This window comes from Streptomyces sp. NPDC033966 (assembly GCF_055575955.1).
The window spans coordinates 31,085-43,752 of the sequence record NZ_JBVIRQ010000015.1 but is presented as its reverse complement, the minus strand read 5'-3'; the positions used below and the strand labels follow the sequence as shown (position 1 = coordinate 43,752).

Here is a 12,668-nt window from a genome sequence, read left to right as displayed (position 1 = left end):
GGGCATCCCGTGACCCGCAAGACACCCCCCGGGCCCGTGCGCCGCCTCCCGCCGCTCGGCCTGCGCACCCGGCTGATCGCCGCGTTCCTGCTGGTCGCCACGATCTGCGCCGTCAGCACCGCCGCCCTCACCTACCGGCAGGCCCGCAGGGCCGTGCTGGCCCAGAGCCAGGACACGGCGGTCAGCACCCTGCGCGACCAGCTGGAGGGCCAGGGCATGAGCCTGCCCATGGACCGCCAGCAGCTCCAGCGCCTCGTCAACGACCTGGGCAAACGCGGAAAACCCCACTCCTGGGTGGTCTACGGCGAGTACGGCACCCTGCGCGCCTCCTCCAACGGCACCCCCACCACCTCCGCCGTCCTCACCGAGAAGCTGCGCGACCAGGTCGCGGCGAACCCGCACGGCGCCTTCCAGCGGGTGGAGGACAGCCGGGGCGAGCCCTACCTGACCATCGGCATGCCCGCCGTCTTCACCCGCAACGGAAACCGCGAGCCGACCGGGGTCACCGTCTACGCCGTGATGCCGCTCACCAGCGAACAGCAGACCGTCGACGCCATGGTCGAAGCCGCCAAACAGGGCGCCGTACCGGGCCTGGCCATCTCCCTCGTACCCGCCCTGCTCGCCGCGCGCAGCGTCCTGCGCCCCGTACGCGACATGCGGCGCGCCGCGCAGAACCTGGGCCGGGGCCGCCTCGACACCCGCATCACGGTCAGGGGCGCCGACGAACTCGCCGGTCTCGCCCGCACCTTCAACGAGACCGCGGGCGCCCTGGAGGAGTCCGTCACCGAACTGCGGGAGGCGGAGGCCCGGGCCCGCCGCTTCGCCGCCGACGTCTCCCACGAACTGCGCACCCCGCTCGCCGGGATGCTCGCCGTCACCGAGGTGCTCGACGAGGACGCCGCCGCCCTCGACCCCGACACCGCCAAGGCCCTGCGGCTGATCAGCGCCGAGACTGGCAAACTCGCCGTCCTCGTCGAGGACCTGATGGAGATCTCCCGCTTCGACGCCCGCGCCGCCGAACTCAACCTCGACGACGTGGACGTCGCCGAGGCCGTCGGCAAGACCCTGGAGCGCCGCCGCTGGGAGGACGACCGGGTCACCACCGACCTCCCCGAAGGGGTCCGCGCCCGGCTGGACCCGCGCCGCTTCGACGTGGTCCTCGCCAACCTCGTCGGCAACGCGCTGCGGCACGGGGAGGCCCCCGTACGGGTCGCCGTACGCACCCAGGAGCACCCCGGCGGGCCGCGCCTGCTGCTGGAGGTCGCCGACAGCGGACCGGGCATCGCCGAGGAGGTGCTCCCGCACATCTTCGACCGGTTCTTCAAGGCCGACGCCGCCCGTGCCCGCTCCGCCGGCAGCGGCCTCGGGCTCGCCATCACCCTGGAGAACGTCCGGCTGCACGGCGGCACCCTGAGCGCCGCCAACGGCCCGGACGGAGGAGCCGTGTTCACCCTCGACATGCCCGTGGAGGCCGCCCCATGAGCCGGACGCGGACCCTCGCGGCCGCCGCCGCCCTGCTCGGCACGACGCTGCTCACCGGCTGCGGGATCAAACCGACCGGGGTCGTGGAGAGCGGCGCGGCCGCCAAGGTGGCCGTCGCCGCGCCCGCCCGCACCTCGATGGCCTACTTCGTCACCCCCGAGGGACGACTGGTCCCCACGCCGCAGCCCGAGCACACCCGCGACGGTCCCCGGGGCAGCCTGACGGGACTCCTCGGCGGCCCCGGAACACCGGAACTGGAGGCCGGGCTCGGCACCCGGCTGCCCCCGGTCGAGGGAAGGCAACTGGAGGAGATCGGCGTCGGCTTCACGGCCCGCGACCGGGTGGAGGCGCGGCTCCCCTTCCCCGTCGCCGACCTGGACCCGATCGCCCGCCGCCAGCTCGTGTGCAGCGCCCTGTCCACCCTGGCCCCGGCCTTCGACGTGGTGCTGCGCGGCACCGACACCGCCTTGGAGGCGGCCCGCTGCGAACCCGGCGGCCGAGCGGGTTAGGACCTGTCCGACGGCCCCTTGCGGCGGCGCCCGCCGTCCCGCCACCGTGTGGACCATGGAACGCGCCGCCCGGCCCCCCGGCATCCCCGACGTCTTCGACCCCCGCGTGTACGCCGAGGGCGTCCCGCACGAGCGCTACCGGCTGCTGCGCGACCGGCACCCGGTGGCCTGGCAGGAGGAGCCCGAACTCCGGGGATGGCCCGCCGGACCCGGCTTCTGGGCCGTCACCCGGCACGCCGACGTCGTCCGCGTCCTGCGCGACCACACCGCGTACTCCTCCTGGCTCGGCGCCACCCAGATCCGCGACCCCGACCCCGCCGACCTGCCGTTCCTGCGCAGCACCATGCTCAACCAGGACCCGCCCGGGCACGGCCGGCTGCGCCGCCTGGTCTCCCGCGCCTTCACCCCCGCCCGGGTGGACGCCTTCGCGGACCGGGCCCGCGAGCGCGCCCGCACCCTCCTCGCCGCCGCCCGCGACGGCGCCCAGGACGGCGGAGCCGACGTGGTGCGCGCCGTCACCGACGAGTACGCCCTGCTCAACCTGACCGACCTGCTGGGCGTCCCGCCCGCCGACCGGGGCCTGCTGCTGGAGTGGACCGTACGCGTCATCGGCTACCAGGACCCCGAGGACGCCCCCGCGCCCCTCCTCGGCCCCGACGGCAAGCCGCTGAACCCGCGCTCCCCGGCCCTGCTCGGCGAGATGTTCGGCTACGCCCGGGAACTGGCCGCGTACAAGCGCGCCCACCCCGAGGACGACGTGATGACCGCCCTCGCGCAGGCCGGACTGGAACCCGCCGAACTGGAGATGTTCTTCTTCCTGCTCACCGTCGCCGGCAACGACACCGTACGCAGCGCCGCGCCCGGCGGCCTCCTCGCCCTGGCCGGGAACCCCGACGCCTACCGGCGCCTCGCCGACGGCAACACCCCTCTCGACCGGGCCGTGGAGGAACTCCTGCGCGTCCACCCGCCGGTGCTCAGCTTCCGCCGCACCGCCGCCCGCGACACCGAACTCGCCGGCACCCCGGTCCGCGCCGGCGACAAGGTGGTGGTCTTCCACGCCTCCGCCAACCACGACGAGCGCGTGTTCACCGACCCGGACCGGCTCGACCTCGGCCGCTCCCCGAACCCGCACGTCTCCTTCGGAGACGGCCCGCACGTCTGCCTCGGCGCCCACTTCGCCCGGCTCCAGCTGCGCACCCTCTACGAGGAGTGGCGTACGGCGATGCCCGCGCCCGAACTCACCGGTCCGCCCCGCCGGCTGGTCTCCAACTTCATCAACGGCATCACCCGGCTGCCGCTGCGGGTGTCCGGGCCGCGGCGGTGACGTCCGCCACCAGCTCCGTCACGTCCGGCCCGTAGGCATCCGCGTTGATTACCTTGAGCAGGAGGCAGAAGGCGTCCCCGCCGTACTTCCGCGCCAGTTCCCGGTGGTGCTTCGCCAGGTAACGGGCTGCTGCCTGATTACTGTTGGCGGTCTGTCCGCACAGCAGGAACAGCGGCCGGGTGCCCCGCTCCGTCACCAGCCGGGCCAGGAGTACGTACTCGGCCACGCCCTTGTCCCAGAGGTACGTCTCCCCGCCCACGGTGATCGCCCCGCGCTCCGGGACCTGCTCCGTCTGCACGTTCATCCGCACCCCCGGCAACAGCGAGGCCAGGTGCGCCGTCGTACGGGAGTTGGAGGAGGGTCCGCCCACGCAGAACTCGGCGCGTTCGCCGAAGCCCTGCCGGGCCGCGTCGTGCGGGACGATCTGCACGGTCGCCCCGCAGTCGCGGATCAGCGCGGATATCTCCAGCAGGGCGAAGGCGTCGTTGCGGTGCAGCGAGGAATCCTTGCCGCCCATCTGGCGGTTCGCCACGAAGAGGCAGTCCGAGCCGGCGGGCAGCCCGAAGAAGGACTGCTTGCGGCGCAGGTCGCGGCGCCACAAGTAGGTCCGGGAGAACCAGCCGAAGCCGCCGCTGATGGCGGTGGCCGCCACCCCGAGCACGATGTTGCGCACGTCGTCGTTCATGCGGCGGATGCTAGCGGCCACCCCGCCGTCCTGACGTGGGGGGTGCGGCGAAGCTAGGCTGCCGCCCTGAGTCTGACAGGCAGTCGACTGGAGGAACCGGATGCGCGCTTCCGCCGCACGTCAGTTAGCGTTCGCAGCCCTCGCCGGGGCGCTCGTCTCCACCGGGGCCGCCGCCCCGCCGCAGCAGGCCCCCGCCCCGCCCAAGGTGCCCGTCGCCGCCGGCTACGGCGGGGCCGTCGCCAGCGTCGACGCCGACGCCTCCGCCGCCGGCATCGCCGTCCTGCGGGCCGGCGGCAACGCCGTGGACGCCGCCGTCGCCGTCGCCGCCGCGCTCGGGGTCACCGAGCCGTACTCCGCCGGGATCGGCGGGGGCGGCTACTTCGTCTACTACGACGCCTCCTCCCGCCGGGTGCACACCATCGACGGCCGCGAGACCGCGCCCGCCACGGCCACCTCCACCCTCTTCCAGGAGAACGGCGTCCCCATCCCCTTCGCGGAGGGCCAGACCAGCGGACGCTCGGTCGGCGTCCCCGGCACCCCCGCCACCTGGAAGAGCGCCCTCGACGCCTGGGGCAGCCGCCCGCTGGCCCAGCTCCTGCGCCCCGCCGAGAAACTGGCCCGCGACGGCTTCAAGGTCGACGGCACCTTCCGCGCCCAGACCGAGGCCAACCAGGACCGCTTCAAGGACTTCCCCGCCACCCGCGAGCTGTTCCTGCCCGGCGGTCAGCTCCCCGTCGTCGGCTCCACCTTCAAGAACCCGGACCTCGCCGCCACCTACGCCGAACTCGCCCGCAAGGGCACCGGCGCGCTCTACCGGGGCCCGATCGCCGAGGACATCGTCAACACCGTCCGCAAGCCCCCCGTCGACCCGGCCGCCACCCGCAACGTCCGCCCCGGCGACCTGACCACCGCCGACCTGCGCGCGTACGCGACCAAGCGGCAGGCCCCGACGCAGATCGGGTACCGGGGCCTGGACGTCTACAGCATGGCGCCGTCCTCCTCCGGCGGCACCACCGTCGGCGAGGCGCTGAACATCCTGGAGCGCACCGACCTGTCGGAGCTGTCCCCGGCGCAGTACCTGCACCGGTACATCGAGGCCTCCCGGATCGCCTTCGCCGACCGCGGCCGCTGGGTCGGCGACCCGGCCGCCGAGTCCGTGCCCACGCGGGAGCTGCTCTCGCAGCGGTTCGCGGACACGCGCGCCTGCCTCATCGAGCCCGACCGGACGCTGACCAGCCCGCTGGCCCCCGGCGACCCCCGCAACCCGGTCCCCTGCGCCACCACGGGCGAGACCGCCCCCACCACCTACGAGGGGGAGAACACCACCCACCTGACGGTCGCCGACCGCTGGGGCAACGTGGTCTCCTACACCCTGACCATCGAGTCCACCGGCGGCAGCGCCATCACGGTCCCCGGTCGGGGCTTCCTGCTCAACAACGAGCTGACCGACTTCTCCTTCGCCCCGGCGGCCCCCGGCGTGCCCGACCCGAACCTGCCCGGCCCGGGCAAGCGCCCGCGCTCGTCCATGTCCCCGACCATCGTCCTGGAGCACGGCCGTCCGGTCCTCGCGGTCGGCTCTCCGGGCGGCGCCACCATCATCACCACCGTCCTGCAGACCCTGACCGGCCATCTGGACCGGGGGCTGCCGCTGGTGGACGCCATCGCGGCCCCGCGCGCCAGCCAGCGCAACCAGACCACCACCGAGCTGGAGCCGGGCCTGTGGAACAGCCCGCTGCGCACCGAGCTGGAGGGCCTCGGCCAGGCCTTCCGGCAGAACCCCGAGATCGGCGCCGCGACCGGCGTCCAGCGGCTGCCGGACGGTCGCTGGCTGGCGGCGGCCGAGACCACCCGCAGGGGCGGCGGCTCGGCGATGGTCGTACGGCCGCACGGGAAGCCGTAGCGGCGTCTACGGGGCGGTGAGGATCCTCGGGCCGCCCGTGGTGACGGCGACCGTGTGCTCGGCATGGGCGGCGCGGGAGCCGTCGGTGGTGCGCAGGGTCCAGCCGTCGGGGTCGCAGACGTAGTCGTCCGTACCGCCCGCGATCAGCATCGGCTCGATCGCGATGACCATGCCGGGGCGCAGCTTCATGCCGCGCCCGGGCGGTCCCTCGTTGGGGACGCCCGGGTCCTCGTGCATGCCGCGGCCCACGCCGTGGCCGCCGAAGCCCTCGGGGATGCCGTACCCGGCGGAGCGGCAGACGGTGCCGATGGCGTGGGCGATGTCGCCGATCCGGTTTCCGGGTACGGCGGCGGCGATGCCGGCGGCGAGGGCCCGCTCGGCGGTCTCGACGAGGCGCAGGTCCTCGGGGCGGGGGCGGCCGACGGTGAAGCTGACGGCCGCGTCCCCGACCCAGCCGCGCAGCCTGGCCCCGCAGTCGATGCTCACGAGGTCCCCGTCGCGCAGCCGGTAGCCGCCGGGGATCCCGTGGACGATCGCGTCGTTGACCGAGGCGCAGACCACGGCCGGGAAGGGCACCGGCGCGAAGTGCGGCCGGTAGCCGAGGAAGGGGGAGGTGGCACCGGCCTCGCGCAGGACCGCGCGGGCCACCGCGTCCAGCTCCAGCAGGGACACCCCGACCCGGGCGGCCCCGCGGACGGCGGCCAGGGCGTGCGCCACCACCCGGCCGGCGGCACGCATCTCGTCGATCGATCTGTCTGTCTTCAGCTGCACCATGCCAATAACTATACCGGTATTAGTTTACCGGGATAGTTATTGGCATGCGGGGTAGGATGGGGGCATGGTCCGCACCCCACTGACACCCGAAGAGCGCGAGCGCGGCGAGCGCCTGGGCGCATTGCTGCGCGAGGCGCGCGCCGGCCGCAGCATGGTCGAGGTCGCGGCCGGCGCCGGCCTCTCCGCCGAGACCCTCCGCAAGATCGAGACCGGCCGGGCGCCCACCCCCGCCTTCTTCACGGTCGCCGCCCTGGCCGGGGTCCTCGGGCTCTCCCTGGACGAGGTCGTACGCCGCTGCGCGCTCGTACCCGCCTGACCAGGCAGCCGCTCCTCCGGGGGCGTGTCCGGCGGCCGGACGGCCCAATGGGTGTGGGAGGTTGCCGGATCCGGGAAGCGGTGAAGGCGTGTCAGTGACGAACGCAGCCAAACGCCTCGGCCTCGCGCTCCTCGGCGCCCTCCTCGCGGCCGGCCTGCTGGCCGCCGCCTGTTCGACTCCCGGGGGGCGGGCCGACGCCCTGGCCCCGGCGCAGGCGCCGGCCGGCGGGAGCGCTGTGGACGCGGGTTCGCCGTCAAGGTTTGAGATTTCCGTAGCCCGCCCGTAACACGGGTGGGGTGCAATGCGTGCATGGAGACGCCGACTGCGCTGGTGATCGGGCAACTCACGGACTACCTGCGGGGGCTGACGCAGAGACTGGATCCCGGAGCCGGCTGGTACGGGGAGTTCCTGCGGCGGGACCCGGAGGGGATGCGCGCCTGCCTCGACGGGGTCGCGGTGCCGCCGTGGGACGTACTGGAATCGCTGCTCGGCGACCTGCCGGGCGAGCCGGGCGGCGCGGCCGGCGAGGCGGCGTACGCGGCCTCGCTGAGGGCGGCCGCGGTCGCCGCGTGGGACGCCATGCCGGGCGGCGCGGGCGAGCTGCGGACCCTGCTCGACACCGCCGCCGTCCAGCGGGCCGCCCTGGACCGGGCACTGCGCGCCCTGACCGCCCGGCTCGCCGGCGCCGGGGACCCGGGGGAGGCGGCCGCCCTGAACCGGGAGCTCGCCTGGACCCGCGACGACGCGGCCCGCGCCGCCGCACGGCACGCGGACCTGGAATCCCGCCTGGCGGCCCTCTCGGCTGAGCCGTGGCCGTCGCACGGCCCGGGGCCGGGGCCGGGGGCAGGGGCACAGCCGAGCCGAGGGGCGCACGCGCAGTCTGGGCCGCAGCCGGAGTCGCTGCACGGGCCGGGGTCGCGGCCGGAGTCGCGGCCGGGGGCAGGGGCACAGCCGAGCCCGGGGGCGCACGCGCGGCCGGAGTCGCCGCAGCACGGGACGGGGTCGCAGCCGCAGCCGCGTCCGGAGCCCGAGCCGTTGCCCGCCGTCCCGGCGCAGCGGGAGGGCGGCCGGTGGCTGCGCGGAACCCGGCGGGCCGGGGGCGCCCGGTACGCGGGCGCCCCACCGGACGCCGCCGCGGCGACGTCAGGGCCCCCGGCCGCCGGGGTTCCGGAGCTCCCCGTCCCGGCCCCGCGCGGCGCCCGCTTCGCCCACCTGGCCCACCCGGCCCCACCGCCCGCGCGCACCCCGGCGCCGCCGGACGGGGCACCCGGTGCGCACGCCGCCCCGCCGGCCCCGGCCCCGGCAGCGCCCGTCCCGTACCCCGTCCCGGCCGAGCCCGCCGCCGCCCGCCCCGCCCCCGACCCCGACGAGCCCTCCGTGTGGGGAGCCCCCGCCGGCACCCCGGTGCCCGCCCCGGCGGCCGGCTCCCGCGGCGGGTTCACGGCGGAGCTGCTGGCGCTGCGCGCCCAGGGCCGCAGCGGCGAGGCCCACGCCCTGCTCTGCGAGGCCGCCGCCTGGCCCGCGGCCGAACTGCCCGCCCTCGCCGCCGAGCTCGGCCGCGCGGGCCTCGCCGCCGACTGGGCCACCCTGCTCTGGGAGGCGGCCTCGCTCCCGCCCGACCGGCTCGCCGCGGCCGCCGCCGCCCTCGGCGATGCGGGCCGGGAGGCCGACTGCGACGGGCTGCTGCGCCAGGGCGTGGCCCGCCCCGCCGCCGAGGTCGCCGAAGCCGCCCTCGCCCTCGGCGCGGCCGGCCGGGACCGCGAGGCCCAGGCCCTGCTCGGCGCCTTCGTCCTGCTGCGCACCGCCGAGGAGGCGGCCGGCCTGGCCCGCCGGGACCCGCACTGGTTCGCCCCCCGGCTGCTGCGCGCCGCCCGGGCGCTGTCCTCCACCCGGCACCGCGACCTGGTGCACGCCCTGCGGGTGGCGGGAATCCCGGTGGCCTGAACCGCCCGTCCGCTGACCGCAAACGGCCACGTGGCGGCGTAACCTGATCGACTACTCCAATCGCGCAAGGCGGTCTTGCCCCGCGCTGTGACGAGGCCTACCTTCGACTCCCTACGCACACCGTCTACGTGCGTAGAAGCCGGCGTTCCCGTCGCGAGGAGCAGCTCATGGCCCAAGTCGTCCGCGCCGCACTCGTCCAGGCCACCTGGACCGGAGACACCGAGTCGATGATCGCCAAACACGAGGCGCACGCCCGCCGGGCGGCCGCCCAGGGCGCGCGGATCATCGGCTTCCAGGAGGTGTTCAACGCCCCCTACTTCTGCCAGGTCCAGGAACCCGAGCACTACCGCTGGGCCGAGCCCGTCCCCGACGGCCCCACCGTGCGCCGGATGCAGGAGCTGGCCCGCGAGACCGGCATGGTGATCGTCGTCCCGGTCTTCGAGCTGGAGAGCGAGGGCTTCTACTACAACACCGCGGCCGTCATCGACGCCGACGGCAGCTACCTCGGCAAGTACCGCAAACACCACATCCCCCAGGTCAAGGGCTTCTGGGAGAAGTTCTACTTCCGCCCCGGCAACCTCGGCTGGCCCGTCTTCGACACCGCCGTGGGCAAGGTCGGCGTCTACATCTGCTACGACCGCCACTTCCCCGAGGGCTGGCGCCAGCTCGGCCTGGGCGGCGCCCAGCTCGTATACAACCCCTCCGCCACCTCCCGGGGCCTGTCGGCGTACCTGTGGCAGCTGGAACAGCCCGCCTCCGCCGTCGCCAACGAGTACTTCGTCGCCGCCATCAACCGCGTCGGCCAGGAGGAGTACGGGGACAACGACTTCTACGGAACCAGCTACTTCGTCGACCCGCGCGGCCAGTTCGTCGGCGAGGTCGCCAGCGACAAGGAGGAGGAACTCCTCGTCCGCGACCTGGACTTCGACCTGATCAAAGAGGTCCGCGACCAGTGGGCCTTCTACCGCGACCGCCGCCCCGACGCCTACGGAGGACTCGTCCAGCCGTGACCAACCCCATCCCGCTGCACAGCCGCCACCGCTCCGTCCTGCCCGACTGGCTCGCGCTCTACTACGACCGCCCCATCGAGCTCACCCACGGCGAGGGCCGCCACGTCTGGGACGCCGACGGCAACCGCTACCTCGACTTCTTCGGCGGCATCCTCACCACGATGACCGCCCACGCGCTGCCCGAGGTCACCAAGGCCGTCGCCGAACAGGCCGGGCGGATCATCCACTCCTCCACCCTGTACCTCAACCGGCCCATGATCGAGCTGGCCGAGCGGGTCGCCGCCCTGTCGGGCATCCCCGACGCGCGGGTCTTCTTCACCACCTCCGGCACCGAGGCCAACGACACCGCCCTGCTGCTCGCCACCACGTACCGCCGCTCCAACCAGATCCTGGCGATGCGCAACAGCTACCACGGCCGGTCCTTCTCCACCGTCTCGATCACCGGCAACCGGGGCTGGTCCCCGACCAGCCTCTCCCCGCTCCAGACGTACTACGTCCACGGCGCGGTCCGCACCCGCGGGCCCTTCGCCGGCCTCGACGACACCGCCTTCACCGCCGCGGCCGTCGCCGACCTGGAAGACGTACTGGGCCAGGCGCGCGGGGGAGTGGCCGCGCTCATCGCCGAACCGATCCAGGGGGTCGGCGGGTTCACCTCACCGCCCGACGGGCTGTACGGGGCCTTCCGCGAGGTCCTCGACCGGCACGGCATCCTGTGGATCAGCGACGAGGTGCAGACCGGCTGGGGCCGCACCGGCGACAACTTCTGGGGCTGGCAGGCCCACGCCCGGAGCGGCCCGCCGGACATCCTCACCTTCGCCAAGGGCATCGGCAACGGCATGTCCATCGGCGGTGTCGTGGCCCGCGCCGAGGTGATGAACTGCCTCGACTCCAACTCCATCTCCACCTTCGGCGGCTCCCCGGTCACCATGGCGGCCGGCCTCGCCAACCTCGCGTACCTGCTGGACCACGACCTGCAGGGCAACGCCCGCCGCGTCGGCGGCCTGCTCCTGGAGCGGCTGCGCGCCGTCACCGCCTCCGTGCCCGCCGTACGGGAGGTCCGCGGCCGGGGCCTGATGGCCGGCATCGAACTGACGAAGCCGGGCACCGACCAGGCCGACCCGCAGGCGGCCGCCGCCGTCCTGGAGGCCGCCCGGGAGCGCGGGCTGCTCCTCGGCAAGGGCGGCGGGCACAACACCAGCGTGCTGCGCATCGCGCCGCCGCTCTCCCTCACCGTCGCCGAGGCGGAAGAGGGCGCCGAGATCCTCGAACAGGCGCTGCGCAGCATCCAGTAGGGGGACGCACATGAGCATCCGTACGCTGATCAGCGGCGGCCTGGTCGTCACCGCCGCCGACGAGCTCCACGCGGACGTCCTGATCGAGGACGGCCGGGTGGCGGCCCTCGCCGCGCACGGCTCGGCGGCCGCCGGGGCCTGGACGGCCGACCGCACGATCGACGCCACCGGGAAGTACGTGATCCCGGGCGGGGTCGACGCGCACACGCACATGGAACTGCCCTTCGGCGGCACCGCGGCCTCGGACACCTTCGAGACGGGCACCCGGGCGGCCGCCTGGGGCGGCACCACCACCATCGTCGACTTCGCCGTGCAGAGCGTGGGCCGCTCCCTGCGCGAGGGGCTCGACACCTGGTACGACAAGGCGGACGGCAAGTGCGCCGTCGACTACGCCTTCCACATGATCCTCTCGGACGTCAACGAGGGGACCCTGAAGGAGATGGACCACCTCGTCGGCGAGGGGATCACCTCCTTCAAGCTCTTCATGGCCTACCCGGGCGTCTTCTACAGCGACGACGGCCGGATCCTGCGCGCCATGCAGCGGGCCTCCGGCAACGGCGGGCTGATCATGATGCACGCCGAGAACGGCATCGCCATCGACGTCCTCGTCGAACAGGCCCTGGCGCGCGGGGAGACCGACCCCCGCCACCACGGCGAGGTCCGCAAGGTGCTGTTGGAGGCCGAGGCCACGCACCGGGCGATCCAGCTGGCCCGGGTGGCCGGCTCCCCGCTGTACGTCGTGCACGTCTCGGCGGAGGAGGCGGTCGCGGAGCTGGCCGCCGCCCGCGACAAAGGCCTGCCGGTCTTCGGCGAAACCTGTCCGCAGTACCTCTTCCTGTCGACCGACAACCTGGCCGAGCCGGACTTCCAGGGCGCCAAGTACGTCTGCTCCACCCCGCTGAGGCCGCGCGAACACCAGGCGGCCCTGTGGCGCGGCCTGCGCACCAACGACCTCCAGGTCGTCTCCACCGACCACTGCCCCTTCTGCTTCCGCGGCCAGAAGGAGCTGGGCCGGGGGGACTTCTCGAAGATCCCCAACGGCCTCCCCGGCGTGGAGAACCGGATGGACCTGCTCCACCAGGCGGTCCTGGACGGGCACATCAGCCGCCGCCGCTGGATCGAGATCGCCTGTGCGACCCCGGCCCGGATGTTCGGCCTCTACCCGCAGAAGGGCACCATCGCGCCCGGCTCCGACGCCGACATCGTCCTCTACGATCCGCACGCCGAGCAGGTCATCTCCGCCGAGACGCACCACATGAACGTGGACTACTCGGCGTACGAGGGCAGGCGGATCACCGGACGCGTCGACACGGTCCTCTCGCGCGGCGAACTCGTCATCGACCGGCGCGAGTACACCGGCCGGGCCGGCCACGGGGCCTTCGTCCCCCGCTCCACCTGCCAGTACTTGTAAGCCCGCAAGCAGCAAGGAGCC

11 protein-coding genes are annotated in these 12,668 nt (G+C 74.4%); 9 read left to right on the top strand and 2 right to left on the bottom strand.

The window, feature by feature from the left end; genetic code table 11:
• The first annotated feature begins 9 nt into the window (after window positions 1-9).
• The 3 genes from ACZ518_RS32495 to ACZ518_RS32485 are packed head-to-tail and all read left to right on the top strand — an operon-like array spanning window position 10 to window position 3,315.
• Entirely contained in the window at window positions 10-1,482 is a 1,473-nt protein-coding gene (locus ACZ518_RS32495) for an ATP-binding protein (RefSeq protein ID WP_469116616.1), read from the top strand.
• On the top strand, window positions 1,479-1,991 hold the full coding sequence (locus tag ACZ518_RS32490; protein ID WP_469116615.1) for a hypothetical protein: 513 nt from the start codon (window positions 1,479-1,481) through the stop codon (window positions 1,989-1,991). Before ACZ518_RS32495 ends, ACZ518_RS32490 begins: the two co-directional genes overlap by 4 nt.
• Before the next feature lie 55 nt (window positions 1,992-2,046).
• Window positions 2,047-3,315, top strand: coding sequence for a cytochrome P450 (locus ACZ518_RS32485; RefSeq protein WP_469116614.1), 1,269 nt, complete (start codon window positions 2,047-2,049; stop codon window positions 3,313-3,315).
• Here ACZ518_RS32485 and ACZ518_RS32480 read toward each other — a convergent pair.
• A complete protein-coding gene (locus tag ACZ518_RS32480; protein ID WP_469116613.1) occupies window positions 3,275-4,000 on the bottom strand; it encodes a hypothetical protein in 726 nt (241 codons plus the stop codon). The two genes, ACZ518_RS32485 and ACZ518_RS32480, sit on opposite strands and share 41 nt — an antisense overlap.
• Window positions 4,001-4,100: 100 nt before the next feature.
• Between ACZ518_RS32480 and ggt the strand changes: the two genes are divergently transcribed.
• A complete protein-coding gene (gene ggt, locus ACZ518_RS32475; protein WP_469116612.1) occupies window positions 4,101-5,900 on the top strand; it encodes a gamma-glutamyltransferase in 1,800 nt (599 codons plus the stop codon).
• A 6-nt stretch (window positions 5,901-5,906) separates the two neighbouring features.
• On the opposite strand, the gene map is transcribed toward ggt, so the two are convergent.
• On the bottom strand, window positions 5,907-6,674 hold the full coding sequence (gene map, locus ACZ518_RS32470; RefSeq protein ID WP_469116611.1) for a type I methionyl aminopeptidase: 768 nt from the start codon (window positions 6,672-6,674) through the stop codon (window positions 5,907-5,909).
• 64 nt (window positions 6,675-6,738) lie between these two features.
• Here map and ACZ518_RS32465 point away from each other — a divergent pair, with 64 nt between their 5' ends.
• The 5 genes from ACZ518_RS32465 to hydA all read left to right on the top strand — a co-directional run bounded on the left by ACZ518_RS32465 (window position 6,739) and on the right by hydA (window position 12,647).
• Entirely contained in the window at window positions 6,739-6,990 is a 252-nt protein-coding gene (locus tag ACZ518_RS32465; RefSeq protein WP_361603255.1) for a helix-turn-helix domain-containing protein, read from the top strand.
• A 309-nt stretch (window positions 6,991-7,299) separates the two neighbouring features.
• The gene (locus ACZ518_RS32460) at window positions 7,300-8,934 is read left to right on the top strand and encodes a hypothetical protein (protein WP_469116610.1); all 1,635 of its coding nucleotides are present in this window, start codon (window positions 7,300-7,302) and stop codon (window positions 8,932-8,934) included.
• Window positions 8,935-9,101: 167 nt separating this feature from the next.
• The gene (locus ACZ518_RS32455) at window positions 9,102-9,944 is read left to right on the top strand and encodes a nitrilase-related carbon-nitrogen hydrolase (protein ID WP_469116609.1); all 843 of its coding nucleotides are present in this window, start codon (window positions 9,102-9,104) and stop codon (window positions 9,942-9,944) included.
• Window positions 9,941-11,236, top strand: coding sequence for an aspartate aminotransferase family protein (locus ACZ518_RS32450; RefSeq protein ID WP_469116608.1), 1,296 nt, complete (start codon window positions 9,941-9,943; stop codon window positions 11,234-11,236). Before ACZ518_RS32455 ends, ACZ518_RS32450 begins: the two co-directional genes overlap by 4 nt.
• A gap of 10 nt (window positions 11,237-11,246) precedes the next feature.
• Complete coding sequence (gene hydA / locus ACZ518_RS32445; RefSeq protein ID WP_469116607.1) at window positions 11,247-12,647, top strand: dihydropyrimidinase; 1,401 nt, start codon at window positions 11,247-11,249, stop codon at window positions 12,645-12,647.
• The last annotated feature ends 21 nt before the right edge of the window (window positions 12,648-12,668 follow it).

Bases quoted from the DNA above. Each gene is read 5' to 3' on its own strand.
- ACZ518_RS32490 (WP_469116615.1), top strand. From the start codon at position 1,479: ATGAGCCGGACGCGGACCCTCGCGGCCGCCGCCGCCCTGCTCGGCACG.
- ACZ518_RS32485 (WP_469116614.1), top strand. From the start codon at position 2,047: ATGGAACGCGCCGCCCGGCCCCCCGGCATCCCCGACGTCTTCGACCCC.
- ACZ518_RS32480 (WP_469116613.1), bottom strand. From the start codon at position 4,000: ATGAACGACGACGTGCGCAACATCGTGCTCGGGGTGGCGGCCACCGCC.
- ggt (WP_469116612.1), top strand. From the start codon at position 4,101: ATGCGCGCTTCCGCCGCACGTCAGTTAGCGTTCGCAGCCCTCGCCGGG.
- map (WP_469116611.1), bottom strand. From the start codon at position 6,674: ATGGTGCAGCTGAAGACAGACAGATCGATCGACGAGATGCGTGCCGCC.
- ACZ518_RS32465 (WP_361603255.1), top strand. From the start codon at position 6,739: ATGGTCCGCACCCCACTGACACCCGAAGAGCGCGAGCGCGGCGAGCGC.
- ACZ518_RS32460 (WP_469116610.1), top strand. From the start codon at position 7,300: ATGGAGACGCCGACTGCGCTGGTGATCGGGCAACTCACGGACTACCTG.
- ACZ518_RS32455 (WP_469116609.1), top strand. From the start codon at position 9,102: ATGGCCCAAGTCGTCCGCGCCGCACTCGTCCAGGCCACCTGGACCGGA.
- hydA (WP_469116607.1), top strand. From the start codon at position 11,247: ATGAGCATCCGTACGCTGATCAGCGGCGGCCTGGTCGTCACCGCCGCC.